The organism is Caballeronia sp. ATUFL_M2_KS44, from assembly GCF_023630965.1.
Taxonomy (GTDB): Bacteria; Pseudomonadota; Gammaproteobacteria; order Burkholderiales; family Burkholderiaceae; genus Caballeronia; species Caballeronia concitans.
This window is the reverse complement of record NZ_JALQEA010000045.1, coordinates 16,037-43,017: the sequence shown is the minus strand read 5'-3', so window position 1 is coordinate 43,017 and position 26,981 is coordinate 16,037. Positions and strand designations below refer to the sequence as shown.

General features: G+C 64.9%; 22 protein-coding genes. 6 read left to right on the top strand and 16 right to left on the bottom strand.

All coding sequences use genetic code 11. The annotated features are described in order from the left end of the window. The first annotated feature begins 1 nt into the window (after position 1). Positions 2-1,207 (top strand): ABC transporter substrate-binding protein, encoded by a 1,206-nt coding sequence (locus NCR39_RS19405; RefSeq protein ID WP_250453719.1) that lies wholly within the window; start codon positions 2-4, stop codon positions 1,205-1,207. Here the strand turns inward: NCR39_RS19405 and NCR39_RS19400 are convergent, their stop codons facing one another. The 14 genes from NCR39_RS19400 to NCR39_RS19335 all read right to left on the bottom strand — a co-directional run bounded on the left by NCR39_RS19400 (position 1,208) and on the right by NCR39_RS19335 (position 13,895). Beyond that, positions 1,208-1,780 carry a DNA-3-methyladenine glycosylase gene (locus tag NCR39_RS19400; protein ID WP_250453718.1) on the bottom strand — a complete coding sequence of 191 codons (573 nt, stop codon included), beginning with the start codon at positions 1,778-1,780 and terminating at the stop codon, positions 1,208-1,210. It lies immediately after the preceding gene. A gap of 60 nt (positions 1,781-1,840) precedes the next feature. Continuing rightward, positions 1,841-3,646, bottom strand: a complete 1,806-nt coding sequence (locus NCR39_RS19395; RefSeq protein WP_250453717.1) for a vWA domain-containing protein — start codon at positions 3,644-3,646, stop codon at positions 1,841-1,843. 41 nt (positions 3,647-3,687) lie between these two features. Beyond that, on the bottom strand, positions 3,688-4,344 hold the full coding sequence (locus NCR39_RS19390; protein ID WP_250453716.1) for a TadE/TadG family type IV pilus assembly protein: 657 nt from the start codon (positions 4,342-4,344) through the stop codon (positions 3,688-3,690). Positions 4,345-4,346: 2 nt separating this feature from the next. Next, entirely contained in the window at positions 4,347-4,814 is a 468-nt protein-coding gene (locus tag NCR39_RS19385; protein WP_250453715.1) for a TadE/TadG family type IV pilus assembly protein, read from the bottom strand. Next, positions 4,811-5,641, bottom strand: coding sequence for a tetratricopeptide repeat protein (locus NCR39_RS19380; protein WP_250453714.1), 831 nt, complete (start codon positions 5,639-5,641; stop codon positions 4,811-4,813). The genes NCR39_RS19385 and NCR39_RS19380 overlap by 4 nt, the downstream gene beginning before the upstream one ends. Continuing rightward, the gene (locus NCR39_RS19375; RefSeq protein WP_250453713.1) at positions 5,638-6,597 is read right to left on the bottom strand and encodes a type II secretion system F family protein; all 960 of its coding nucleotides are present in this window, start codon (positions 6,595-6,597) and stop codon (positions 5,638-5,640) included. Before NCR39_RS19375 ends, NCR39_RS19380 begins: the two co-directional genes overlap by 4 nt. Continuing rightward, positions 6,594-7,568 (bottom strand): type II secretion system F family protein, encoded by a 975-nt coding sequence (locus tag NCR39_RS19370; protein ID WP_250453712.1) that lies wholly within the window; start codon positions 7,566-7,568, stop codon positions 6,594-6,596. The genes NCR39_RS19375 and NCR39_RS19370 overlap by 4 nt, the downstream gene beginning before the upstream one ends. Then, entirely contained in the window at positions 7,565-8,962 is a 1,398-nt protein-coding gene (locus NCR39_RS19365; protein WP_250453740.1) for a TadA family conjugal transfer-associated ATPase, read from the bottom strand. The genes NCR39_RS19370 and NCR39_RS19365 overlap by 4 nt, the downstream gene beginning before the upstream one ends. Further along, positions 8,962-10,179, bottom strand: a complete 1,218-nt coding sequence (locus NCR39_RS19360) for a CpaE/TadZ family protein (RefSeq protein WP_250453711.1) — start codon at positions 10,177-10,179, stop codon at positions 8,962-8,964. The genes NCR39_RS19365 and NCR39_RS19360 overlap by 1 nt, the downstream gene beginning before the upstream one ends. A 37-nt stretch (positions 10,180-10,216) precedes the next feature. Beyond that, positions 10,217-10,591, bottom strand: coding sequence for a CpaD family pilus assembly lipoprotein (locus NCR39_RS19355; RefSeq protein WP_250453710.1), 375 nt, complete (start codon positions 10,589-10,591; stop codon positions 10,217-10,219). A gap of 7 nt (positions 10,592-10,598) precedes the next feature. Next, complete coding sequence (locus NCR39_RS19350) at positions 10,599-12,062, bottom strand: type II and III secretion system protein family protein (protein ID WP_502800246.1); 1,464 nt, start codon at positions 12,060-12,062, stop codon at positions 10,599-10,601. 53 nt (positions 12,063-12,115) lie between these two features. Next, positions 12,116-13,099 (bottom strand): Flp pilus assembly protein CpaB, encoded by a 984-nt coding sequence (gene cpaB / locus NCR39_RS19345; protein ID WP_250453708.1) that lies wholly within the window; start codon positions 13,097-13,099, stop codon positions 12,116-12,118. A gap of 12 nt (positions 13,100-13,111) precedes the next feature. Next, positions 13,112-13,621: an A24 family peptidase gene (locus NCR39_RS19340; protein WP_250453707.1), complete on the bottom strand. Its 510-nt coding sequence runs from the start codon at positions 13,619-13,621 to the stop codon at positions 13,112-13,114. Between the two features lie 94 nt (positions 13,622-13,715). Continuing rightward, positions 13,716-13,895, bottom strand: a complete 180-nt coding sequence (locus tag NCR39_RS19335; RefSeq protein ID WP_250453706.1) for a Flp family type IVb pilin — start codon at positions 13,893-13,895, stop codon at positions 13,716-13,718. A gap of 362 nt (positions 13,896-14,257) precedes the next feature. Between NCR39_RS19335 and NCR39_RS19330 the strand changes: the two genes are divergently transcribed. After that, the gene (locus NCR39_RS19330; protein ID WP_250453705.1) at positions 14,258-14,764 is read left to right on the top strand and encodes a DUF6496 domain-containing protein; all 507 of its coding nucleotides are present in this window, start codon (positions 14,258-14,260) and stop codon (positions 14,762-14,764) included. Here NCR39_RS19330 and NCR39_RS19325 read toward each other — a convergent pair. Beyond that, entirely contained in the window at positions 14,738-15,673 is a 936-nt protein-coding gene (locus NCR39_RS19325; RefSeq protein WP_250453704.1) for a LysR family transcriptional regulator, read from the bottom strand. The two genes, NCR39_RS19330 and NCR39_RS19325, sit on opposite strands and share 27 nt — an antisense overlap. Before the next feature lie 108 nt (positions 15,674-15,781). Here NCR39_RS19325 and NCR39_RS19320 point away from each other — a divergent pair, with 108 nt between their 5' ends. Both NCR39_RS19320 and NCR39_RS19315 read left to right on the top strand, forming a co-directional pair. Further along, a complete protein-coding gene (locus NCR39_RS19320; RefSeq protein WP_250453703.1) occupies positions 15,782-16,561 on the top strand; it encodes a transporter substrate-binding domain-containing protein in 780 nt (259 codons plus the stop codon). 1 nt (position 16,562) lies between these two features. Further along, positions 16,563-17,687 carry a succinylglutamate desuccinylase/aspartoacylase family protein gene (locus NCR39_RS19315; RefSeq protein ID WP_250453702.1) on the top strand — a complete coding sequence of 375 codons (1,125 nt, stop codon included), beginning with the start codon at positions 16,563-16,565 and terminating at the stop codon, positions 17,685-17,687. 47 nt (positions 17,688-17,734) lie between these two features. Here the strand turns inward: NCR39_RS19315 and NCR39_RS19310 are convergent, their stop codons facing one another. Further along, positions 17,735-19,729, bottom strand: a complete 1,995-nt coding sequence (locus tag NCR39_RS19310; RefSeq protein WP_250453701.1) for a glycoside hydrolase family 28 protein — start codon at positions 19,727-19,729, stop codon at positions 17,735-17,737. A gap of 294 nt (positions 19,730-20,023) precedes the next feature. On the opposite strand from NCR39_RS19310, the gene NCR39_RS19305 reads away from it, so the two are divergent. Then, entirely contained in the window at positions 20,024-20,917 is an 894-nt protein-coding gene (locus NCR39_RS19305; protein ID WP_250453700.1) for an alpha/beta fold hydrolase, read from the top strand. 197 nt (positions 20,918-21,114) lie between these two features. Continuing rightward, on the top strand, positions 21,115-26,931 hold the full coding sequence (gene uvrA / locus NCR39_RS19300; RefSeq protein WP_250453699.1) for an excinuclease ABC subunit UvrA: 5,817 nt from the start codon (positions 21,115-21,117) through the stop codon (positions 26,929-26,931). Positions 26,932-26,981 lie beyond the last annotated feature (50 nt).

Here is a 26,981-nt window from a genome sequence, read left to right as displayed (position 1 = left end):
CATGAGCATTCGTGCTGGAAAATTGCTGAAGCTGAGCTTCACCGCGTTGGCGGCCTTTGCTGTTTTCGAAGCCCACGCGGACACCATCAGGATCGGCGAAATCAATAGCTATAAAGCGCAGCCTGCTTTTCTGATGCCCTATAAAAATGGCTGGAATCTCGCGCTCGATCAGATCAATGCCGCAGGCGGCATCAACGGCAACAAGCTCGAAGTCGTCTCGCGCGACGACAACGGCAATCCCGGCGATACCGTGCGCGTCGCGCAGGAACTCGTCACGCGTGAGCAGGTGAAGCTCCTCTTCGGCGGCTATCTTTCCAACACCGGTCTCGCGCTCGCGGACTACGCGAAGCAGCGGCGCATCTTCTTCCTTGCGGCCGAACCGCTCACCGACAAGATCGTCTGGCAGGACGGCAACAAGTACACGTATCGGCTGCGGCCATCGACGTATATGCAAGTGGCGATGCTCGTGCCGGAAGCCGCGAAGCTCAAGAAGAAGCGCTGGGCGCTCGTCTATCCGAACTATGAATACGGGCAGTCTGCGGTCGCGACATTCAAGCGCCTGCTCAAGGCCGCGCAGCCGGATGTGGAATTCGTCGCGGAGCAGGCCACGCCGCTCGGCAACGTGGATGCAGGCGCGGTGACGCAAGCGCTGGCGGACGCGAAGCCCGACGCCATCTTCAACGTGCTCTTCAGCGCGGACCTGGGCAAGTTCGTTCGCGAAGGCAACACGCGCGGGCTCTTCAAGGATCGCGCGGTGGTGTCGTTGCTGACGGGCGAGCCGGACTATCTCGATCCGCTCGGCGCGGAAGCACCGGTTGGCTGGATCGTGACGGGTTATCCGTGGTATTCCATCGATACCCCCGCGAACAAGCAATTCGTCGCGGCATATCAGGCGAAATATCACGACTATCCGCGTCTTGGCTCGGTCGTCGGCTACACGGCGATGATGTCGCTTGCCAATGGCCTGAAGAAAGCCGGCAGCACCGATGCAGACAAACTCGCGGCTGCGTTCAAGGGCTTGCCCGTCGATACGCCCTTCGGCCCGATCGTTTATCGCAAGCAGGACAATCAATCGACGATGGGCGCTTATGTCGGCGTGACGGCGCTAAATGACGGCAAAGGCGTGATGACGAATTTTCGTTATATCGATGGCGCTAGCGTGCAGCCATCCGATGACGAAGTGAAAAAGCTGCGCCCCGCGGATTGATCAATCCTTGGGGAAGGGCTTGCTGAAGAATTTCGATCCGGCAAGCCCGAAGCGCCAGGGCACGTCCATCGCCTTGCTAATGCCGATGCGCGGTCCGCTAACAATATCGAACGCTTCTTCGGGCGGCTCGACATGAAACGGCGCTTCCAGCAGCGACATGCCATTGTTCTTGTGCGTGATGCCGAGCGCCTGCGCGACGCGCCCCGGTCCCGAACACAGCAGCTTGAGCGGTTCGAGGCCGCGCCGTTCGCGCATTGCGTCGATGCCGGTCAATGGCTCGATCGCGCGAATCAGCACTCCCGCGCCGTGGCCGGCTTCACGGCACACGAAATTCAGGCACCAGTGAATGCCATACGAGCGATAGACATACGCATGCGCGGGCGGCCCGAACATGACCATGTTGCGCGGCGTGGGGCCTGAAAAGCTGTGCGATGCAGGGTCTTCGCGATCGTACGCTTCGGTCTCGACGATACGTCCGCCCACGCCGTCCACGGTCACGATTGCACCGATGAGATTGCGCGCGACCTCATCGGATGGCGCGGAGAAATCGAGGGGAGTGAGTTTGGTTTTCACATGCGCATTCTACGGGCGAATGCGATGCTTCGCCCGCGCTCATGTCGTCATGTCGCCATGTCACTGCGTCAGGCGAAGCACGCCGAGATTGCCCGCGATTTGCTGGAAGATCGTAGTGAGTGTCGCATTGTCCGGTGCGTGGTAATAGTCGCCGGGACTCGCGCAGTTCTGCATCGTGACTTGCGCGCTCGAACTCGATGCCGAAGCACCGAATGTGATCCCATAGATCGTGATGCCTCTTGCCTTGATCGCCGTGCAGATGGCCAACTGAAACGTGTTGGCGTCATCGGGCCAGCCCGCGTTGTTGCCGCTCGAAGGATCGCGCGGATCGCCGCCATGCAGTTCGGCGGAGTCCGTGCGCGCATTGCTCATCGAGGTGTTGTCGGCACGCAGGACCGTCGGCGCGGAAAGGCTGTTCGTCCCCACGCCCGAGAGTCCGTTGAAGTACAGCGTGTTCGGAATGGAACCCGCCGCGCCGATCTGATTGAGGCCGTCGGTCAGCACGATCATCACGCGCTGAAGATTCTGCACGCTGCCATCGATAGGCTTGGGCAAGGTCGTATCCGTCGATATCCAGCCGTTGCCCTTGCCCGCGACGCTTTGCGACCACGCGGGTTCCAGCATGCGCCAGCCCCACAGCAACCCGACCGGAATGACGGTGGAGCCGGACGCCGTCATCGAATTGACGGCATTCGTGAGCGCGGTTTCATCTTGCGAGAGAAAGGTCACCGGTGTGCTGAGGCATCCGGAGTTCTGCGTCAGCGTGGTGCCTGAAGACGTGTATTGATCGTAGCGGTAACCGATGCCCGTTCCCTGTCCGGAGCTGGGATAGTCACACAGGTTCGCTCCGCCGGAACCGAGCGTGACGGGAACGTTCGTATCGACGGTCGGCGAGTAGTTTCGCGAAACGCTGCAATTGCTGTAGTTGGACCGGCTGCTATACGTATAGATGTTCAGGCCATTCGGCGGGACGTTGTAGTAATAGCGCCCGAACTTGCGCGTGTCCGAAGGCGAATATGCTTCGGGCGAAAGGTTGCCTCCGCTGCGCGGCTCGACGGTGCAGCCGCTCCAACTTGCCGTCTTGATCGACGACGTCGCGTTATAGACCGGCCATGACGAACTGAGCCAGCTTCCGCTCGACGACAACGCGCCGTTCACGTTCACCGTGCTCGCAAACGGCACGAGCCCGATATAACTCTTGTTCGACGCGGAAGGCAGCACGCTGTCGATCAGCGTGTTCGCTGCCGTCTTGAGGCCGCTCATCTTCGTGGCGCCGCTGACGCCGTTCGCGGGCGAACTCATGGACCCGGTGTTGTCCAGCACCATCACGAGTTCGAGCGTGCTTTCGGGCAAGCGCAGCGCCGTGTTGGTTGCGGAGACGAGTGACGTGCTGGGCATCGGCGAACCCGATCCGGAGCCCGAACCCGATCCCGAGCCGTTCATGCCGGCGCTGAGTACCTTCGGCGCGAAGAGCATCATCGATCCCGATGCGGACAACGAGATCTTCTGACCGCTCGCGGGCGTGCCCGAAACGGTCGCGGCGAAGTTGGCGTCCGGCATCGTGAAGCCGAGCATGTTGCCCGGCATGTTCGCGTCGTAGTACGCGCGGGCGTCGGCTTGCCAGGTGGCCAAGTCCGTGCCGGTCGGCGTGTTCGTGAAGTGCGAGAGGTCGGCGCCGGCCGACAGCGTGGCCACGTCGAGCGCCATCTGCATGCGGCCCTGTGTCATGGCATAGTCGATCGCGTCGAGCGCCATGCACATCGCGCCGACCGTCGAGCTTGCGCACATGGCGAAGAGAATCGCGATGGCGCCGCGATCGCCCCGGCGCAAGCGGCGCGCAAAGCGTCGCGCGGCGGGAATCGCCATGAACGTGATCCTTCGTGATCGTCGTGCGTGCGGGTCCATGTTCATTGCTTCGCGAGCGGACTGTTGGTACGCGTGCGCACATAGACGCGGCGATAGATGATCTGCTGGCCCGGCAGCCCCGACATGAAGTTCGACGTCATCGTGAACGGGTTATACGAAAGAAAGACCTCGACGATGACGGCCGAATCGCCGGTGCGGAACGGCCACTTCACCGGCAGCAGATTCGTCTTCGACACTTGCGACGCCATGCCCGTGTTCTTCGTCCAGCCGGACGGCGATGCGCTCCAGGAGATCGTCGGCGCGCCCGCTTTCATGGGATTCGATTTGTCCATGTAGGCGCACGGCAGCGAGTCGCACACGGACGTGACATACACCATGCCGTTGCCGTTGAGTTGATAGGGCGCGGCAATCAGCGCGGCCGCGCGCCAGATGGATGCGGTGCTGTTGGCATCGGTGCTGTCGGTGTCGTCGACGATCACGCTCGTCATCTGTCCGAGCATGTTGGCGACGGTAAAGGCCGTGCGGTCCACCGCGCTCACCGCGCGCATGTACATGTACATCTCGGTGAAGCCGAGCAGCACGAGCAGCATCAGCGGCACGACGACCACGAACTCGATCGACACGCTGCCGCGATCCGAACGCAGCATCGCACGCATTGCACGCATTGCACCGAACCATTGCGCGAATCGCCGGGCCATGTTCATTTCTCGTTCTGCACGATGTAATTGCGTTGGAACGTCAGCTCGTTCACGCCGAACATCTTCGGAATGCCGGTGATGCCCTGCATGGTGAGCTTGATGTTGTAGACCACGACATCGCCGTACGCGCCCATGTCGCTCGTCGGCGTGTAGCTCGCGTTCGCCAGGTTGCCGAACGTGCCGTAGTTGGATTCGGTGACGACGACGTTCGCGCCGATCTTCGTCCATCCGCTCAGAATCTTGTTCACGATGGCGAGCGCCTGTTGCTGACGCGTGCCGCTCGCGGGGGAGGTCGTGGTCAGTCCCACGCGTGACGCTTCCTGCGCGGCGACCTGCACGGTCGCATCGACGATCATCTCCAGCGCAAGCTCGATCGTGCCGACGATCAGCACGACCGCGATCATCAGCACGGCCGCGAACTCGATGGCCGCGATGCCGCTGTCGTCGCGAAGAAAGCGTCGGGCGTTCACTTGAGGCTCACGGTTTGCGCGGAAGGCGTCAGCCGTTCGCGCTGGATGTCGTAATAGCGCAGGTTGTCGTCGACGGAGGCCTTCGGCAGATCGCGCGAGAGGATTTCGGCGGCGGCTTCCCTGTTGCCGAGCAGGCCATACGCGAGCGCGAGATCCTGACGCGCTTGCGGCGGCGCGGCGGGAAAGCGCGTCACGTCGAGCAGCACGTTCGCGCCTTCGCGCGGATCGCCGCCGAGTATCAGCGACAAGCCGAGGTTCACCGACAGCATCGGATCGCCGACATGCTTCGAGAGCGCATCGCGCAGGAACGCCTGTGCAGCGGCGTGATCGCCTTTCATGTCGATGGCCGCGCCGAGTCCGGCGAGCGCGAGCGTATCGTCGGGCGACATCGCGATCAGCCGGCGATACGTCGCGATCGCGTCGTCGAAGCGGCGCTGGCGCAACGCCACGCGCGCCATGCCGATGAGCGGCGCCGGCGCGTTCGCATCGGTCTTGTTCGCGCGATCGTAAAAGACGCCCGCGCGCGTGAAGTCGCCGACCGCGTACAGCGTGTTGCCGAGACCGGTCAGTCCCGCGGCCGAATGCGGATCGGCCTGCACGATCTTTTCGTAAAGCGACGTCGCGAGTTCGAGATTGCCGGATTCGAGCGCCGTATCCGCGATGCGCAGTTCGCTCATCGCGCTGGGCGCGGAGTTGCGCAGGACCGGGTGCGTGTCGGCGACCTGGCGGGTCGTCGTGGTGCAGGCGCCGAGCGCGATCACGAGCGATGCCGCGCAGGCTTTCATCGCAAGGTTCAGCGCGCCGCGCAAGTTGAGTCGAGTGTTCATTTCTTTGCGAAAACGCTCATGAGTTGAATGACGGCCGGGCCGGCGGCAATGAGCATCACCGCAGGGAGAATGAAGACCATCATCGGGACGGCCATCTTGGGTGCGAGCTTCGCCGCCTTTTCTTCGAGCGACACGATATGCGCAAGCCGCTCCGTATGCGAAAGCGTGCGCAGCGCCTGCGTGATCGGCGTGCCGTATCGCATGGACTGCGTGAGCGTCGAGATGAGCGCGCGGATCGACGGCAAATCGATGCGATCGGCCAACGCCTGCAACGCGCGCGCGCTGTCGCCGGAGAGCTTGAGTTCGTCGGCCGTCAGCGCGAACTCGCCGGAAAGCGGCGGGCAGATCATCTTCATTTCATCGGCGACGCGGCGGATCGACACGCCGAGACTGTTGCCCGCGTTCGTGCAGATGACGAGCAGATCGAGCGCATCGGGCAGGCTCCCGGCCATCGCCTTGCGGCGGCGCGCGGCGAAGAACGCGAGCACGTATTCCGGCAGGATCATGCCGACCACGAACACGAGCAGCATCATCACGCCGCGCACGGCGGGATACGCGCCGACCACGGGAATGCGCGAGCCGAGCATCACCGCGAACGCGGCACAGACGAGACCGACGACGAACTTCACCGCGAGCAGCACGGACACCGCCGCCTGGCTTCGATAACCGCTGCGCACCATCTCCTTGCGCAGCTTCTCGCGATACTTCGCGTCGAAGAGCGGCAGACGGTCGCCCAGGCGCGCCAGCCGATGCCCGGTGCGCGCGAGAAGGCTGTCGTTGCCGTCGTCTTCTTCCTGCACGCTGTCATTGCGCTGCACTTGCCCCGCCTGACGCACGCGGTCCGCAATGCGCCCGCGCTGGCCGCCATGCTTGGTCGCCCACCAGATCGCGATCGCGACCACGAGCGTCAGCAGCATCAGCAGGTTGATGAGTGTTTCGACGTTGTTCTGGCTCATCGCGAGGTATCCAGTTTCGACATCTTGTGAACGACGCCCAGTCCCATGACGAGCGAAACCGCCGCGCACGCCAGCACTTTTTGACCCGTCGCGGTATCGAACAGGACCATCAGATAGGCCTTGTTCAGCAGATACATGCTGCCGAGAATGACGAACGGCACCGAGGCGAGAATCTTCGTCGTGATGCGCGCCTCGCCGGTGAGCGCACGCGTTTTCTGCCGGATTTCGCGGCGTCTGCGCACAATGCCCGCGAGGTTTTCCAGCGTCTCGCCGAGCTGCCCGCCGGTTTCGCGCTGCAGCAGCAGACACACGCAGAAGAACGAGAAATCCGCGATGCCGATGCGCGCGACCGCTACATCGAGCACTTCTTCGAGGTCGAGGCCGACCTTGAGCGCATCGCCCATCAGCTTGAACTCGCTTCTGAGCGGCTCGGGGCATTCTTCGGCCGCCGTGCCGATCACATGCGTCACCGGCACGCCCGCACGCACCGCGCGCACGATCAAGTCGATGAGATCGGGAAAGCCGTCGAGAAAGCGGCGCTTGAAGCGTTCGATGAGAAAGCGGTACGCCTGCATCATCGCGAGCACGGGCATGCCGATCAAAAGCACCGGCGTGGCGATGGACGGCAACGGCACGAAGCGCGCGATCACGAGCGCGATGATCTCGCCGACAATCGCCGCGCCGATCACCACGCGCAATCCGTTCGCGCCGGCCACGGTCTTCAGGCGCGCGATGCGCGGCGCGAACCACAGGCTGATCGCGTTGTCGTGACGGCTCAGCGTGTACAGGTCGGAGTGATCGTGGCGTGCGTCGAGAGGACGCGTGCCGTCGGACGGAAACGCCTTCTGAATGCGCGCGCGAATGCGTGCATCGGGCCGCTGATTGCGCATGTCCTGCAGGACGAACGCCATGATGCCGAGCAAGAGCGCGCACGCGAACGCGCAGAACGTGAAGAGATCGACGGAACTCATGTGCGCATGGCCTCCAGCAGGGCGTCTTCGAGGCCGTAGTACGCGGCGCGCGTGGCGAACGACGGCCGCACCGCCGAACATTCGTAGACGCCCTTGACTTCCTCGCTATACGCGCTCGCGTCGTAGCGGAACGCGAACAGATCCTGCGTGATGATGACGTCGCCTTCCATGCCGACGAGTTCGGTGATGCGCGTCACGCGCCGCATGCCGTCGCGCATGCGCTCGATCTGCACGATCATGTGCACCGCGCTCGCGATCTGGCGGCGGATGGACAGCAGCGGCAGATTGCCGTTCGCCATCATCACCATGCTTTCCAGACGCGTGATGCCGTCGCGCGGCGTGTTCGCGTGGATGGTGGTCATCGAGCCGTCGTGGCCGGTGTTCATCGCCTGAAGCACGTCGAACGCTTCCGCGCCGCGCGTTTCGCCGAGAATGATGCGGTCCGGGCGCATCCGCAGCGCATTGCGCACGAGATCGCGCTGCGTCACCGCGCCGAGTCCTTCGGCGTTCTCGGGCCGCGTTTCGAGACTCACGACATGCGGCTGCACGAGCTGCAGTTCGGCGGCATCCTCGATCGTCACCGTGCGTTCGCCATGACCGATGAAGTGCGAGAGCGCATTCAGAAGCGTCGTCTTCCCCGAGCCCGTGCCGCCCGACACGATGACATTGAGCCGCGACGTGCTCGCGAGCTTGAGCACGGTCGCCATCGCTTGGGACATGTTGCCTTGCTGCGCCATGCGATGCAGCGTGATGTTGCGCTTCGAGAACTTCCGGATGGAGATGGACGCGCCGTGAATCGCGAGCGGCGGCAGCACGACGTTCACGCGGCTGCCGTCGGCGAGACGCGCATCGACCATCGGGCTGCTTTCGTCGACACGCCGCCCGACGCCCGCCGCGATGCGCTGCGCGACGTTCACCACATGGTTGTTGTCGCGGAACTTGCAGTTGGTCAGCTCCAGCCGCCCGTGACGTTCGACATAGACTTGATCCGGGCCGTTGACGAGCACGTCGGTGATGGAGTCGTCGGCGAGCAGGGGTTCGATCGGGCCGAGTCCGAACATGTCGTTCAGCAATTCGCCGACGATCTGCTGCTGCTCCGCGATCGTGATGTTCAGGCGTTCGCGTTCGGCCACGTCGAGCACGAGCGTTTCGACGCCCGGCTTCATCTGCTCGCGCGTCTTGCCGACGGCGGCCGACGGGTTCATCGCGGTGAACACGCCGTTGCGGATGATCCTGAAGAGGTCGGAGCGCACCAGCACTTCGTTGCCTTCGGGCGCGTTCGAACGCGCGGGCGCGGCCGCGGCTACCGGAATCTCGACCGGTGCGGCGGGCTCGGCGCCGGGCGCCGCGTCCGTCTCGGGGACGATCCGGGAGGCCTGCTTTTGCCCGAACATCATCCTCTCCGGAGTTTCAGCTTATTGAAGAAGGAACGCTCGGCGCTCGTCTGCTGCCCGGTGAGGTCGCCGCCGATGCGCGTGATCATCTGATTGAAGCCGTTCGCCGCTTTTTCCTTGGGCGCTTCGCCGAGGTTTTCGGCGGTCGCGAGCGCCTTCGCTTCGAACGGAATCTCGTACAGCACGGTGCGTCCGACCGCCTGCATGAAGTCGCCGGGCTGCACCTTGCCGCTCGTCGCCGCGTTCGGATTGTTGAGCAGGAGCGAGGTCGGCGGATTGTTGTCGCGATCCTCGATATGACGCAGCAATCGAATGGTCGAGCGCGTTGCGTGCACCGAGCGGTCCGCGACCACGTACACGCGCGCGGCGTGATCGAATGCTTCGGTGGCGAGCGGGTCGCTCACGTTGCCCACGTCGAGAATCACGTAGTGGAAGCTGTCGCACAGCAGTTCGAGCACGCGCTGCAGCGCGCCCGCGGAGAACGGCCGCGCCGCGCCCAACTCCAGTTCCGCCGACAGCATGAAGAGCCGCGTTCCCTTTGCGACGAGCGTGCGCTCCACGTATTGCGGGTCCAGCCGATGCACGTTCTGCAGCACATCGACGAGACCGTTGTTGGTTTGCAGGCCGAGCATCGAATTGGCCGCGCTGCCGTACAGGTCCAGATCGACATACGCGACCCGCCGATGCGTGTCCTCGGAAAGATGCCGCGCCACGTTGAGCGCGAGCGTCGTGACGCCGACGCCGCCGCGCGCGCCGGCAAAGGCGATCGTCTTGCCCGCGCGGGCGAGCATCACCGGGCTGACCTTGCCTTCCGTCACGCTGATGGTGCGCTTCAGCAGTTCGATCGTCACCGGCTTCACGAGATAGTCGCGCACGCCGATCTTGAGCAGGCTGCGGAACAGGCCGACATCGTTACGCTCGCCGAGCGCGACGACCTGCACCGACGGCTCGCACACTTCCGCGAGGCGGCCGAGATCGGAAAGCGGCATCACCGATTGCTGCAGGTCCACGAGCAGGAACAGCGGCGAGCGGTCGATCTTCGCGAGATAGGCAATGGCGTCGTCCACGTTGCCGACGGCGATATGCGCGTGCGGCATCGCCTGTTCGAGCACGAAGCTCTTGACGATCTGCTCGGTCTTGCGGTCCGCGACGAAGGCGATGAAGTCCGCGTTGCGCGTGCCGGACTTGCTCTTCGAGAAGGAAAACTCTGTGCTCATGGCTGGCCTTGTCTGCCTGTTGCTGCGTTCCGGTGGGTCACTGGCTGCTGCGCGACGTCGTCTTGTCGAGTTGGATCACCCGGCCGGTTTCATATCGATGCACCGCGCTCGCCGCGACGGCGGCATCGGCGGGGCCGAGCGTTTGCGGGTTCACGATGTCCTCGGGGCGCGCGACCTGCGCCGCGAGATTGGTGTACGTGGCGCAGCCCCATTGCATGCTTGGGCGGCGAAACCCGCCGTCCGTCAGCAGCGACGAACGCGCGAGGCTCGCGCAGTCGGGCGGCACGGCGGACGTGCCGTCGAAGCCGATCACCGACGCTTCCGGCATGTTGCGCGGCGGCTTGAAGCAGCCGGTGGCGCTGGCCGCGAACGCGACGGCCAGGAGCAGCGAGAGAAGTCGTGTCTGTTTCATGACGGCCTCAATAAACATAGCCGGCCGCGCCGACGAGACGCGGCTGGCCGCTTTGCGCGGCATCGCCGTTCTTGCGGTGGAAGCCGTATTCGACATCGCTCGAAGGCGAGACCAGCGATTCCAGCGGCGAGCGCAGATTCGAAGGATTCGTCGGCTCGACGATGTACGGCGTGACCATGATTACCAGCTCGGTCTTGTTGTTCTGGTAGTTCGTCGACGAGAACAGCTTGCCGAGCACGGGAATGGAGCCGAGACCCGGCACCTGCGAAACGATGTCGCTCGTATTGCTCTGCAACAGCCCGCCGATGGCGAAGCTCTGTCCGCTCGCGAGTTCGACCGTCGTGTCCGCGCGGCGCACAGAGAGGCCGGGCACGGTGATGCCGCCGGTCGTCACGCTGGCGGTCGAATCGATCTGGCTGACTTCAGGGCGCACTTTCAGGCTGATGCGGCGGTCGTTGAGCACGGTCGGCGTGAAATCGAGCTTGACGCCGAACTGCTTGAACTCGACCGAGATCGCGCCGTTGACCTGCGACACCGGAATCGGGAATTCGCCGCCCGCGAGAAAGCTCGCCGTCTGTCCGGACAGCGCGACGAGATTCGGCTCGGCCAGCACGGTGAGCAGGCCTTCCTGGTTCAGCGCATCGACGAGCGCGCGGATATCGACGTTGTTCGTCTTGAAGCCGCCGAAAATGGAGAACGCGTTGTTCGCCGCCAGATTCACGGGATACGACACCGAGCCGTTCGATCCCGTGATCGGCTGGCTCAGGTTGTAGATCGAGCGGCCGCTGAAAATGCCGCTATAGAAGTTGCCGACCGCGTTGCCCATCGCCTGCCAGTTGATGCCGAGCTGCTGCGTGACATTGCGATCCACTTCCGTGATGCGCACGCGCAATTGCACCTGCAGCGGGCGGTCGATGGTCATGCGGTTGATGAGCACTTCCTTTTCGGCGAGATACGGCGTGACCGCCTGCACGATGGCGTCGGCGTCGGCGGGCGTCGCGGCCTGGCCGGTGAGCAGCAGCGAGCCCTGGCCCGTGCTGACCCGCACGTTCGTGCCCGGAAAGCGCGCGGCGAGCGAGGCGCGCAGCGTCAGCATGTCGCGCATGACGACGACCGTGCGCTGCACGATCGGCTTGTTATTCGCGCCGAGCACGTAGAGCGTCGTCGTGCCGGTTTTCTTGCCGAGCACGAACACCGCTTTCGGCGACGGCACTTGCACGTCGGCGATGCCCGGATCGGCGATGAAGACGGACACCGCCGCTTCGCCGAGCGGCAGGAGCGTGCCCTTGCCGGCGTCGAGCACGAGCGGGCTCTGCTGGCCGGCATACGCCGGCGGATGCACCGCGACGGCTTGCGCGGCTTGCACGGCTTGTGCTGCGTGCGCCGCGTGCGTGGCTCCGGCGGCGAGCGCGGCGCACAACGAGAGCGCGGCGAGACGCGTGGCGTCGGTACGGATCGAACTGAACTGCATTTTCATGAACCTGAATCCTGGCGATGACACGCTTTCGGGACGGTGACGCGGTTTCAACGCTCGGCGGGCATCGCGGGCAGCGGCGGCGCGACGCCCGCGATGCCCGGCGCGCCGCCGCCCGCCAGCGCGACGCTCGACGAGTCGGACTTCTCGGAACCGCGATAGATGGTCACCATGCGCGGTGCGGCCTGCGCGGCCGGTGCCGCATTCGCGGCGCTGTTCGACGGCTGGCGGCTGCGCGGCAGATCGCGCACGGCGCGGGAAATGTCGCCGGCCCAGATCGGCTTGCGTTCGTTGGCGCCCGACGCTGACGATGCCGACGGGACGGCCGGATCGCGCGTGACGGTCGCAAAACTGCGCAGCGCGAGCGACAGACTGCCGAGCCGCGCCGCGACCGCGACGACTTCGCCCATGCGCGGCGTGACTTCGAGCGTGACGGTGCGCGCGCGGGCAATCGCGGCGTCCTGGCCGTCGCTGTCGTTCTTCGGGCGGCGGATTTCGGAGCCGACCGCGAGCACGCGGACATGCTCGACCACCGTTTCGCTCGATACCGCGAGATCCGGCGAATCGGTGCGGCGATCCATCTGTTGCGTGAGCAGCAGATCGACGTAATCGCCCGGCTGGATGAGGCCCGCGTTGCCGGAGACGTCATCGACGGCGACCGAGACCGCGCGCATTTCCGGCTTGAGCGTCGCGGCGAGAAAGCCGGGCGCGCTCGGGAGAATGACGTCGTCGGCGACGAGCACCGCGCCGCTTTCCACCGGATGACGCAGGAGCGCGCCCTTCAGTTCGGGCGCTTTCGGGTCGCCGGACACGATGGCGTTGGGCGGCATCTGCGACTTGTCGATGGGCTTCCACGAGAGGTCTTCGTCGCGCAGCAAGAGACCTTGCGGCAGGCTGGCCGCGCTCACGAGGACTTTTTCCGTCGTGACGGCAGGCTTTTTCGAATGCGAAGCATTCGCGACAACAACGCGCACGATCATCGCGATCAGGAGCGCGCCGACGAGCAGAACCGCGAATTTGATGATGTTGGACATGGGGATGCCGTCCTATTGCGTCGAAAGAAGGCGCAGCAAGGCGGGCAGCACGATCACGGCGCCGCCGCCGAACGCGAGCGCCACGCCGTACGGCACGCCGCGTTGAGCGGAGAACATCGCCAGTGCGCGCAGCGGCAGCAGGCGCTGCGACGGATTCATGTTGCGCGTGGCGAGACTGATGACCGAGACGATGAGTCCGGTCACGGAAACGAGCGTGAGCGTCGCGAGCGACAGGCCGAAGCCGACCCACAGAAAAATGACGGACGCGAGCTTGGCGTCGCCGCCGCCGAGCAGCCGCGCGGCGAACAGCAGCGCGCAGGCGAGAAAGACGATGACCGCAAGCAGAAGATGCGCGATGACGTCGTCGAGCGGCAGGCCGGCGATCAACGCATCGATGAAAAAGAGGGCGCCGATCGCAAGGACGATGTTCGTCGGCAGACGTCGCGAGCGCACGTCGATGACCGCAAGCCACAGGAGCCCGCAGACGGCGACAAGACGAATGACCACGGAAAGAGTCGGCACGATGGATCGCTCGGGAAGGGGCTAACGCGCATGAGGCAAGACAAGGAAGATCCGGCGAGACGCCGCGCGGATCTCCCTTCCATCACGGCGATGATTACGACGGTTTCGCGTTGTTGATGGCGGTCGTGATGCCCGACCACAGGCCGCTGATGGCGGTCGAGAAGCTGGAGCCGGCCGCGACCAGCGCGATCACGACGATACCGGCCAGAATGGCGTATTCCATCGCGCTGACACCGCGCTCGTCGCGCACGAAGGCCTTAATGAACTTTTGCATGGTTGCTTCCTTTTGAAAGGGAGTGAGAGGAACGGCTTCAGGCGCTGCAGGGGTTGCGTAACGGTCGAAGCATATCCATCACCGCGGCAAGCCAATTCGTCGAACAGGAGGCGGAAACCGGCCTATTTCCAGACTGCTCGGCGGTGGGGTGGATAGACCGCTTATCGGCAGAAACCCGCAGGTCTTTAGCGCGATTCATGATTGCTTTTCGGCATCGAATAGCGGGCGATGCAAGCGGTCGCCGTAAGCGTCCCGGAAATGGATGAGCGCAATCGTTTGCGCGACGCTTTTTGCGTGGAATGCCCACGGGCACATCCGTTGCTCAATCGGTCAATGCGACATCTTTCACAAGGAGTACCGACATGCCGGAAAAGAAAACCGTCGAGCGCGCGCACAAGGCGAAGCGCGAGGGCAAGTCAGCGAGCACGCAGGCGGGCGCGTTCGTGAAGGAGCAGATCGATCACATCCGCGAGGGCAAGCACGGCGCGAAGTCGGCGAAGCAGGCGATTGCGATCGGCCTGTCGGAAGCGCGGCGCTCGGGCGTCAAGCTGAAGACGCCGAAGAAGGGCGAGGCCTCCGAAAGCACGCGCAAGAAGGCCGCGCAGGATACCAAGGCCGCGCATCGCAAGACGAAGAGCCCCAGCACCGAATCGAAGGCGAAGCGCTCCGCGACGTCCACGCGCGTGCTGAAACGCGAAAGCACGAAGGCCGCGTCGCACAAGTCGCTGTCGAAGCAGGCGCATGCGAGCGCGAGCCGCCGTTCCGCCGCCGACCGCTCCGCATCGGCGAAGAAGGGCTGGGAGACGCGTCGCGCGCACGCGGCGGGCAAGAAGAGCGCGTCATCAGCTTCGCGTCACGCGTCGCGGTGAGCTTGCCGCCGGCAGCATCCGCGCGAACGATACGGCCATCGTCGCGAGTTCTTGCGCCGCGGGCGTGAGCGGCACGCCCGCGCGCCGCAGCATGCAAACGGGCGCGCCCGCCGCGCGCTCGGCGATGGGCGTAACGACGATGTGATCGCGAAAGAACGCGTGACCGGCGAGGCTGGCGGGTTCGAGCGCGAGATAGTCGCTCGCGGCGATGCAATGCAGCGTGTCGAAGACGGCTTCCGTCGTCGCGGCGATGCGCGGCGGCGGCAAGCCCGCCTGCTCGAACATCGCGGCCAGCCTGTTGCTGCGCTGATGTTTATGCCGCGTGCTCACCCATTCGGCGTCGCGCAGTTCGGCGAGCGTGCGCGCGCCGGCGAGCGGATGACCGCGCCGCGCCATCACGGCGACGTCGGCATCGAAAAGACGCGTGGTCTCCATGTCGTGCAGATCCGCGTCCGTCGCGATGCTCGCGAGCGCGAAATCGAGGCTGCCTTCGCGCACCCACGAGGTCAGCACGCGCGACGTCGCGCTCGTCAGATGCACGTCGATGCGCGGACAGCGCTCCCGAAAGCTCGCGAGCAGCGCGGGAAAAAGGCGCATTGTCGCTTCGGCGGCGAGTCCGAGCGATACGCTCCCGACCAGTTCGCCGCGCAGTTGCCGCATTTCCGCTTCCGTCTTCTCGCATTCGCCGATGATCAGATCGGCCCGCACGCGCAGCCTCTCGCCGATGGGCGTGAGCCGCACGCCGCGCACGTCGCGTTCGAAAAGCGGCCCGCCGACGTTCGTTTCCAGCTTGCGCAACTGCTGCGTCACGCCGCTCTGCGCGATGGAAAGCCGCCGCGCCGCCGCGCGCAGACTGCCGGCCTCGGCGACCGCGATGAACATGCGTAGCTGCGTGAGAGTCAGTTCCACGATGCCTTCCGAGTGATCGCAAAAGCTGATCATGATAAGCAAACCGGCACTTTTTAGGCGCATTTTGCGGCTTTAGTATCGGCGGGCCGAAATTCTTTTGATACCGTCATGCGCCCATCTACCTCGTCTCTCATCGCTTGCGTGCTTGCCGGCCTGCTCGCGTCCTCCACCGTCGTCGCGAAGGAAGCGAACGCGTTGCGGCTCGGCATCGATCCCGGTTATCCGCCGATGGACGTCAAGACGCCCGACGGCCACGTCGCGGGCTTCGACGTCGATCTCGGCGATGAAATCTGCCGCCGCATCGCGATGCATTGCGAATGGGTCGAACTCGAATTCTCCGGGATGATCCCCGCGCTCCAGGCGCGCAAGATCGACGGGATCATGTCGTCGATGGCGATCACCGACAAGCGCATGAAGCAGATCGCGTTCTCGACGAAGCTCTTCCAGTTCCGCTCGCGTCTGATCGCGAAGAGCGGCGCGCCGCTGACCGCGAGCGCGGACGGCTTGCGCGGCAAGCGCGTCGGCGTGCAAAGCGGCAGTCAGTTCGAAACCTACGCGCTCAAGAACTGGCAGCCGGGCGGCGTGGAAGTCGTCGCGTATCAAAGCCAGGAGGGCGTGTTCAACGATTTGATCGCGGGACGCATCGACGCCGCGCTGCTCGGCTCCGTCGAAGCGGAACACGGCTTTCTGAAGACGCCGCGCGGCGCGGGCTTCGCGTTCGTCGGCGCGCCGCTTTCGATGGGCGATCACGGCGTCGGCATGGGCATGCGGCTCGACGACACGGCGCTGAAAGCGAAGGTCGATAAAGCTGTCGCCGACATGCGCGCCGATGGCACGTATCAGAAGATCGCGCGCAAGTATTTCGATTTCGACGTCTACGGGGACTGACATGCACGTTCAACGCACGCCGCTCGTTTCGACGACGCTCGGCACCACACGCGATCTCGTCAGTTTCCATTTCGGCGCGGGACGCGGCCGGGAAAAGATCTATATTCAGGCATCCTTGCATGCCGATGAAACGCCCGCGATGCTCACCGCGTGGCGCCTGAAACAACGCCTCATCGAACTCGATGCAGCCGGGCGCATGCGCGGCGAAGTGGTGCTGGTGCCGGTCGCGAATCCGATCGGCTTGTCGCAGCATGTGCTGGGGCAATTCATCGGCCGGTTCGAGGCGAACAGCGGCCAGAACTTCAATCGCCAGTTTCCGATGCCGGCTGCAAAGGCGCTCGTGGAGCGCGTCGGCTCGCGCTGGTGTCGCGATGATGCGGCGTACAACACGCGCCTTCTGCGCGCCGCGGTGTGCGAGATGCTCGGCGAAACGACGCCGCGCAACGAGTTCGAATCGCTGCGGCTCGTGTTGCTGAAACATGCATCCGATGCCGATATCGTGCTCGATCTGCACTGCTCGCTCGAAGCGACGATGCATCTCTACACGAGCCCCGCGAGCTGGCCCGCCATCGAGCCGCTTGCGCGCTATCTCGGCGCGAACGGCGTGTTGCTCGCGACGGATTCGGGCGGCCAGTCGTTCGACGAAATTCACGCGCTGCTGTGGAACGAGGTCCGCGCGCTGCTTCCCGGCGACGTGCCGCTCGGCGCGCCGAATGTCGCGGCGACGCTGGAGCATCGCGGGCAGCGGGATGTCGATTACGAGCATGCCGATGGCGACGCCGAGGCGATCGTGTCGTTTCTCATCGCGCGTGGCGTGATCGAAGGCGAGGCGCCCGAGATGCCCACGCTCGATCAATCCGCGACGCCGCTTGCGGGCAGCGAGCAGTTGATCGCGCCGGTGAGCGGCATCGTGATTTATCGCGCGAAGGTGGGCGCTGCGCTGAAGGCGGGCGATGCCGTGTTCGATATCGTCGATCCGCTGACGGACGCGGTCACGACCATTTCCACGAAGAACGACGGCGTGTTCTACATGCGCCGCGCGACGCGCTTCGTTTATGCGGGCGCACCGATGGGGCGCGTGACGGGCGCGAAGGCGTTCAGGACCGGCGTGCTCATCGGAGCATGAGAAAGCGGGGCTCGCGTGTGCGATGAACAGCGAGCCCCGCCATCGACTTACCGCGCGTCGGTGACCGTCTGATTCATCGCCTGCCCAGCGATCATCGTATTGACGAGCTTGATGTCATGCACGTTGTACGCGTAGATCGGTCCCGGCGATGTCGCCGTCGCCGGTCCGGCCGCAACGGGCGTGCCGAAGTCGCAATTGGTGATCGTGACGCCGGTGATCGCCGGAATCGCGGGCGTCGGCGCGGGGCCGTTGTAGTCGAACGCGACCGGACCTTGCGCGACGATCGCCTGAAAGCACGAGCCCGTCACGCCATTCAGGTTCACGTTGCTCGCCTTCACGTTCGATATGTTGACGTTCTGTACGAGCGCGGGCCGCGTGCGGATGGCGTCCTTCGACGGCTGATAGTCGCAGTCGAACGTGATGATGCCGCCCTGCGCCGCCGACGGATTCGCCGCCGCCGCCGTGACGACGCCGAGCGGCACCGTCGCGTTGATCGGACTGCCCGCGAGCAGGCTGCTGCCATAGCCGGAAGGCGTGAGGCTCACACCGTTCGGCAGCGTCACGTTATCGACATAGAAGTCCTTCACGAAGCCGCCGCGATTCATGTTGGTCTTCACGCGAATGGCGATGTTCAGCGAGTTCGTCGCCCAGAACTGATTCAGCATTTGCAGGTTGCGCGCGTAGATCTGCTGCACGCCGCCGCCCATTTCGCTGCCGAGCGTGATGCCGCCGTGACCGCTGTTCATCGTGCAATTCTGGATGACGTGGTTTTGCGCGGGGCCATATTGCGTATCCAGATCCTTGCCCGATTTGATCGCGATGCAATCGTCGCCCGTGTTGAACGTCACGTTCTCGCAGAGCACCATGTCGCAGGCGTCGGGATCGAAGCCGTCGTTGTTCGGACCGATGCTATCCACCGTCACGTTGCGAATCACGACATTCCTGCAATCCGTCGGATGATGCTGCCAGAACGGCGTGTTGATCGTGCGATAACCCTGCATCAAAACGTTAGTACACCCGATGAACTCCACCATGCAGGGTCGCAGATAATGGCCGACGCCGAAGATGCGTTTCTCGATGGCCACTCCCGCTTCCGAGAGTGCTGGAAGGTAGTTCTGGTCCTGCTGCCACGGCGTCGCGGGGTCGGTGAGCTTCGCGTAGAGCGCGTCCGATATGCCGGGCGCGGCCGATTTCAGATCGACGTTCTTCGGATTCGCGTACGCCTGCGACGGCGTCGACGATCCCGCGTATCCGTACGCGCCGCTCGTGCCTTTGTACGTCCACCAGCATGTCGCGGTGTTGCCGCTGCCGGCGAACGGCGTCATCGCCTGGCCGTTGAGCACGGACGTGTCGCCTTCGCCGGTGATCGCGATGTTCGTCTGGTTGCGCGCGTAGACGGGCGGGCCGTAGTTCAGGCAATCGTTTGCCTGCCAGCGGCTGTAATAGAGCTTGCCGTTCGCGCCGCAATCCACCGGGCCGTCTTTCGCGAAGTCCGCCGGATTCTGGCTGAAGAAAATCTCGCAGTTCGCGCTCAGGTGAAAGTCGACGTTCGACTGCAGCACGATCGGTCCCGCGCAATACCAGTTGCCCGTCGGCACGACGACGCGTCCGCCGCCCGCCGCGCTGCACGCCGCGATGGCCGCGAGGAACGCGGGGCGCGAATCGAAGGAGCCGGGCGCTTGCGTCTTGTCGGCGCCGGTGCTGAGCGGCGACTTGGCCGGATCGGTGTACGGATTCGTCGCGGCGACGGCCGCGCACGGCTGCGCGCCGTAATCGGTGACGAGGAACTGGCGGCTCGGCACCATCGACGTCGAGACGTTTTGCAATGCGTTGACGATCTGCGTCGCCGAACCGGTCGGGCCCCAGATGGGATCGGCGGCGGCGGTCGGTGTCGATGGGTTCGAATCGTCGTGGCCGCCGCAACCGGCGAGCATGCCGAGGCTGCCGAGGCCGCCGATGAGCGGCGCGCCCGCGGACACGCCGGCGAACTTGAGAATGCTGCGGCGTCGCGGCGAGGTGACGGTCTGGTTGCGGTCCTTCATGCGTGTCTCCATTCCGGTCTGGCCGGATATGTTGTGGGAATATTGCACGACGTCGTACGAGTGTTCCGCTTTTGTTCGCGTGTTTAGGCGATCAAGCGGGAAACCGTTTACCTTGATGGACGATACCGGGCGTTCAAAGCAGGCGTCAAGGTTTGACTTGCGGGCGAAGGGTCGGGACTTTCCCGTAGGCCCGCTGGTACGACGTCATCCGTCATCGATCGCTCGCGTGAAGGAAAACGTGTAACGCGCCATCGCCCTAGAATGAAGCTTCCGCGTCCTCACGAAGGAGCCGTCATGCTGAATTTCGACCGCCACGCCGAAACGCCGACGCTGAACATCGCTTATGCCGATACCGGTCCCGCCGACGGCCCCGCCGTCCTTCTCCTGCACGGCTGGCCCGACGCCGCCCGCGCGTGGACGGCGGTCGCGGCGCGGCTGAACGACGCCGGCTTGCGCACCGTCGTGCCGGAGTTGCGCGGCGCGGGCGGCACGCGTTTTCTGCACGACGACACCGTGCGCGACGGCTCGGGCGTGGCGCTCGCGCGCGATGCCGTCGATCTCGCCGATGCGCTGGGCATCGCGCAATTCGACGTGGTCGGCCACGACTGGGGCGCGCGCGCCGCGTACACCGTCGCCGCGCTTTTCCCTGAGCGCGTGCGCCGCATCGCCGCGATCGCGCTGGCGTTCCAGCCGCGCGGCGAGTTCGCGCTGCCGCCGGATTTCGCGCAGGCGCGGCGCTTCTGGTACCAGTGGTTCATGTCGCTCGATGCCGCTCCCGCCGCCGTCGCCGCCGATCCCAAAGGCTTCGCGCGCATTCAGTGGGACACGTGGTCGCCGCCCGGCTGGTTCGACGAAGCCGAGTTCGACGCCACCGCGTGCGCCTTCGAGAATCCCGACTGGGTGCCGGTCACGCTGAACGGCTATCGCCGCCGTTGGCGCAGCGATCAGCCGTCCGATCCGGCGCTTTCGCCGCTGTACGAGCGACTTCGCGGCATCGAGCGAATCGGCGTTCCCGCGTTGATGATCCAGGGCGGCGCGGACAGCTGCGACGATCCGGCGATGTCCGAAGGGCAGGACGCGTGCTTCACGGCGGGCTATCGGCGCGTGGTGATCGACGGCGCGGGGCATTTTCCGCCGCGCGAAGCGCCCGATGCGGTCGCGGAGGCGCTCATCGCCCATCTGCGCTGAAGGCCGCGAAAGCACGACCGGGCGAGCTACTTGCAAGGACACAGCCGCACACTTCCTGCGCGTTTGGCGACACATACTGTATAGGTGTACAGTACTGTTCGCTGCGGCAGGCGCGCGCCGCCGAACACTCGTGCGCGCCGCCCACGGCTGTCGACAGACGCGCGAGAGCCGTCCATCACATTGAACCGGTTGAAAAATTGGCATCGAACAACGCAATCCGCATTCGCGGCGCTCGGCAACATAACCTCAAGAATCTCGACCTCGACCTGCACACCGGCCAGATGACGGTCGTGACCGGCCCGTCCGGCTCCGGCAAGTCGAGCCTCGTCTTCGACACGCTCTACGCCGAAGGCCAGCGCCGCTACGTCGAAACGTTCAGCGCGTACGCGCGCCAGTTTCTCGACCGCATGGACCGCCCGCAGGTGGATCGCGTGGACGGCGTGCCGCCCGCCATCGCCATCGACCAGACGAATCCGGTGCGCAGCTCGCGCTCGACCGTCGGCACGATGACCGAACTCAACGATCACCTGAAGCTGTTCTACGCGCGCGCCGCCGAACTGTTCGACAGGAAGACCGCGCATCGCGTGCGGCACGACACGCCCGAGACCATCTACGCCGAGCTGCTGGAACGCACGCGCGCCGGCGATCCGCGTCTCGCGATCACGTTTCCCGTCGAACTGCCCGACGCCACGAGCGACGACGAAGTCGCGCAATGGCTGTCCGCGAGCGGCTACACGCGCGTGCAGGCGAAGCGCCACGTTCAGACGGATGCGGGCGCGCGGCAAGTGCTCGATGTCGTCGCGGACCGCTTCCGCTTGCAGAACACGGAGCGATCGCGCGCGCTGGAAGCCATCGAAGGCGCATTGCTGCGCGGCACCGGGCGCGTGAACGTCTACGTGCTGAAGGAAGAGGGCGAGCCGGACATCTGGCGCTTCTCGACCGGCCTGCACAGCCCCGAAAGCGACCTGCGCTACGCCGATCCGCAACCCGCGCTGTTCTCGTTCAACTCGGCGTATGGCGCGTGCGAAACGTGCCGCGGCTTCGGGCGCGTGATCGGCGTCGATTACGGCCTCGTCATTCCGGACGAAAAGAAGACGCTGCGCGAAGGCGCGGTCAAGACGCTGCAAACGCCCGCGTGGAAAGAGAATCAGGACGACCTCGTGCGATACGGCGCGAAGGCGGGCATCCGGCTCGGTGTGCCCTGGAACGAACTCACGCAGCAGGAACGCGACTGGGTCATCAAGGGATCGCCCGACTGGAGCGGCAAGTGGAATAGCCAGTGGTACGGCGTGCAGCGCTTCTTCGACTATCTCGAGTCGAAGGCGTACAAGATGCATATCCGCGTGCTGCTTTCGAAATACCGCAGCTATACGACGTGTCCCGCGTGCGCGGGCGCGCGTCTCAAGACCGAATCGCTGTTGTGGCGTCTCGGCACGAAGGAACAGGCCGATGCCGTTCTCGCGCCCGCCGGCCGCTTCATGCCGAACGGCGTCGACTGGACGCGCGATCAGCTCGAAGCGCTGCCGGGCCTGACCGTGCACGATCTGATGCTGATGCCGATCGACCGCATCCGCCGTTTCTTCGATTCGCTGACGCTGCCGTCCACCTTGCTCGACGAAGCGCTCAAGCTGCTGCACGCCGAAGTGCGCACGCGCCTCAAGTATCTCTGCGACGTGGGCCTCGGTTATCTGACGCTCGATCGCCAGAGCCGCACGCTTTCGGGCGGCGAAGTGCAGCGCATCAACCTGACGACGGCGCTCGGCACGTCGCTCGTGAACACGCTGTTCGTGCTGGACGAACCGAGCATCGGGCTGCATCCGCGCGATCTGAACCGCATTGTCGAAGCGATGCATCGTCTGCGCGATGCGGGCAACACGCTCGTCGTCGTGGAGCACGATCCATCGGTGATGCTGGCGGCGGATCGTCTCATCGACATGGGGCCGGGGCCGGGCGAACGCGGCGGGCAGATCGTCTATGACGGCACGCCCGGCGACATTCAATCGAGCGACACGCTCACCGGCGCGTATCTCGGCGGCAGGCGGCACGTCGCGCATTCGGCGAACTGGACGCGCCGCGTCGTGGATGCGAACACGCCGCGTCTCGTGCTCGAAGGCGCAAGCGATCACAACCTGCAGGACGTGACGGTCGATATTCCGTTGCAGCGTCTCGTCTGCGTGACGGGCGTTTCAGGTTCAGGCAAATCGACGCTCATTCAGGACGTGCTCGCGCCCGCGCTGATGCGTCACTTCGGCAAGGCGACCGAAGCGCCCGGCGCGTTTCGTGCGTTGAAGGGCGCAGAGCAGCTCGGCGACGTGGTGTTCGTCGATCAATCGCCGATCGGCCGCACGGCGCGCTCGAATCCGGCAAGTTATGTCGGCGCGTTCGATGAAATCCGCAAGCTCTTCGCGAAGGCGCCGCTCGCCGCGCAACGCGGTTATGGCGCGAGCATGTTCAGCTTCAATTCGGGCGACGGACGTTGCCCGACGTGCGGCGGCTCGGGCTTCGAGCACGTCGAAATGCAGTTCCTGAGCGATGTCTACTTGCGCTGTCCCGATTGCGACGGACGGCGTTATCGCGCGGAAATTCTCGAAGTGAAGATCGAGCGCGATGGCCGCGAACTGAGCATCGCGGACGTGCTCGAACTGACCGTCAGCGAAGCGGTGTCGCTATTTGCTTCGGATGCCGAAGTATTGCGCGTCCTTCAGCCTATCGTCGATGTCGGCCTCGAATACGTGAAGCTCGGCCAGCCCGTGCCGACGCTTTCGGGCGGCGAAGCGCAGCGTTTGAAGCTCGCGGGCTTTCTGGCGGAGACGGCATCGCCGAATCAGAAGGACCGGCTTTTCATGTTCGACGAGCCGACCACGGGCCTTCATTTCGACGACATCGCCAAGCTGATGCAGGCGTTGCGCCGTCTGCTGGAACGCGGTCATTCGCTGATCGTGATCGAGCACAATCTCGACGTGATTCGCGCGGCGGACTGGATCATCGATCTCGGTCCCGAAGGCGGCGACGGCGGCGGACAAGTGGTGTGCGTCGGCACGCCCGACGATGTGGCCGCGTGCGAGCACTCGCATACGGGCCGCGCGCTCGTCGATTACGAAGAAGCGATGCAGCCCGGCGCGGCGGAGAAGCGCGCGGGCGTGCCGTTGCAGCTTGCGGCGGAAGTGGCGAGCGCACGGCGCGCGCTGCAGGGCGAGGACGTCGTGCGTATCGTGAATGCGCGCGAGCACAACCTGAAGTCGCTCGACGTCGATATTCCGCACAACAAGTTCAACGTGGTGACGGGCGTGTCGGGGTCGGGCAAGTCGACGCTCGCGTTCGATATCCTTTTTCACGAAGGCCAGCGCCGCTATCTGGAATCGCTGAACGCGTACGCGCGATCCATCGTGCAGCCGGCGGGCCGCCCCGAAGTCGATGCCGTCTACGGCATTCCGCCGACCGTCGCGATCGAGCAGCGTCTTTCGCGCGGCGGACGCAAGAGCACGGTCGCGACGACGTCGGAAGTCTGGCACTTCCTGCGTCTGCTTTACGTGAAGCTCGGCATTCAGCATTGCATCCACGACGGCACGCCGGTGCAGGCGCAAAGCTCCGAATCCATCGCCGCGCAAATTCTGCGCGATTTCAAGGGGCAGCATGTCGGCTTGCTCGCGCCGCTCGTCGTGAATCGCAAGGGCGTTTATACGGATCTCGCGAAGTGGGCGAAGGCGCGCGGCAACACGCATCTGCGCGTGGACGGCGAGTTTCATTCCGTCGATCCGTGGCCGAAGCTCGACCGCTTCCGCGAACATACGATCGAACTGCCGGTGGCGGATCTCGTCGTGTCGGCGGATAACGAAGCGGAACTGCGCCGCGTGCTCGACGACACGCTCGAAATCGGCAAGGGCGTGATGCATCTGTGCGCGCCGCTCGATGAACTGCACGGCGCGTTGTCGAACGGCAAGCGGCGCGGCAGCGAAGAGACCATCGTGTTCTCGACGAAGCGCGCGTGTCCGACATGCGGCACGAGCTATCCGGAACTCGATCCGCGCATGTTCTCGTATAACAGCAAGCATGGCTGGTGCAACACATGCGTCGGCACGGGCGTGAAGCTCACGCGCGAGCAGCGCGCCGCGTTCGACGATACCGTCTTCGCGCAGGACGATCGCGGCCGCGAGCAGAGCATCGGATCGGTGGATCAGGAACCGGACGATATCGTCGATCAGCCGTGTCCCGAATGCGAAGGCACGCGCCTCAACGATGTCGCGCGCGCCGTCACGTTCGGCAACTATCCGATCACCGAAGTCGGCCGCTGGACCGTGACCGATACGCGCGAGTGGATCGCGTCGCTGAAACTCACGGGACGCGATGCGGACATTGCGCGCGACGTCATCAGCGAAATCGAAGGGCGCTTGCAGTTCCTCGAAGAAGTCGGGCTCGGTTATCTGAGCCTGGATCGCGCCGCGCCGACGCTCTCGGGCGGCGAAGCGCAGCGCATTCGTCTCGCGGCGCAACTCGGCAGCAACCTGCAAGGCGTCTGTTATGTGCTCGATGAACCGACCATCGGCCTGCATCCGCGCGACAACCTCATCCTGCTGTCCGCGCTCAAGAAGCTCAACGACAAGGGCAATACGCTCGTCGTCGTCGAGCATGACGAGGACACGATTCGCCGCGCCGATCACATCATCGATATCGGGCCGGGCGCGGGCAAGCGCGGCGGCACGGTGGTCGCGCAGGGCAGCGTGACGGACCTCGCGGCGCACAAGGCGTCGCTGACCGGGCGCATGCTCGCGAATCCGATCGTGCATCCGCTGCAACCGCGACGCGAAGTGCGCGCCGCGACGGGCAAGCGTCCCGCCGTGCCCGAGCAATGGCTCACGGTGGAAAACGCGACGCTGCACAATCTGCGCAACGTGACGGCGAGCATGCCGCTGAACCGGCTCGTCGCGATCACGGGCGTCTCGGGATCGGGCAAATCGACGCTCGCGCGCGATGTGCTCATGACGAATCTGCTCGATGCCGTCGGCCGCTCGGTGCTCTCGTCGCCGGCGGTCCGGCGCGCGCGCAAGACGGCGCAGGCGGCGGAAGGCAAGCCCGCGGCGAAGTCGCGTGCCAGCGTGCTCGCGCGCGAGGCGCCGCGTCCGAAGTTCGATGTCGTCCACGCGTGGCAAGGCTGTTCGGGCGTCACCGGCTTCGAGGCGATCGACCGCGTGCTGGAAGTCGATCAGACGCCGATCGGCAAGACGCCGCGTTCGTGCCCGGCGACGTACATCGGCATGTGGGACACCATCCGCAAGCTGTTCGCGGACACGCTCGAAGCCCGCGCGCGCGGCTACACGCCGTCGCGTTTCTCGTTCAATACGGGCGATGGCCGTTGTCCCGCGTGCGAAGGCCAGGGCGTGCGCACCATCGCGATGAACTTCCTGCCGGACGTGAAGGTGCCGTGCGACGTGTGCCACGGCCAGCGCTTCAATCCCGAAACGCTCGCGGTGACGTGGCGCGGCAAGAACATCGGCGAAGTGCTGACGATGGAGATCGACGAAGCCGTCGAATTCTTCTCGTCGATGCCGAGCATCGCGCATCCGTTGCAGTTGATGAAGGACGTGGGGCTCGGTTATCTGACGCTCGGCCAGCCGTCGCCGACGCTTTCGGGCGGCGAGGCGCAGCGCATCAAGCTCGTGACGGAACTGTCGAAAGTGCGCGACGACATCACGCGGCGCGGCCAGAAGCCGCCGCATACGCTCTATGTGCTCGACGAACCGACCGTCGGCCTGCACATGGCGGACGTGGCGAAGCTGATCCGCGTGCTGCATCGGCTGGTGGATGGCGGGCATAGCGTGATCGTCATCGAGCACGATCTGGACGTGATCGCCGAAGCGGACTGGGTGCTCGACCTCGGGCCGGAAGGCGGCGTGAACGGCGGGACCATCGTCGCGGCGGCGGACCCGGAAACGCTCGCGAGCCATCCGCGCAGCCACACGGGCACGGCGCTGCGGCCGGTGCTCGGCCGCACGCAGCGCGCGGAGGACGCGGCATGAAAGACTTCAGTGCGCTCTTGGCGTTGCAACACCGGCATTGATATGCTGGC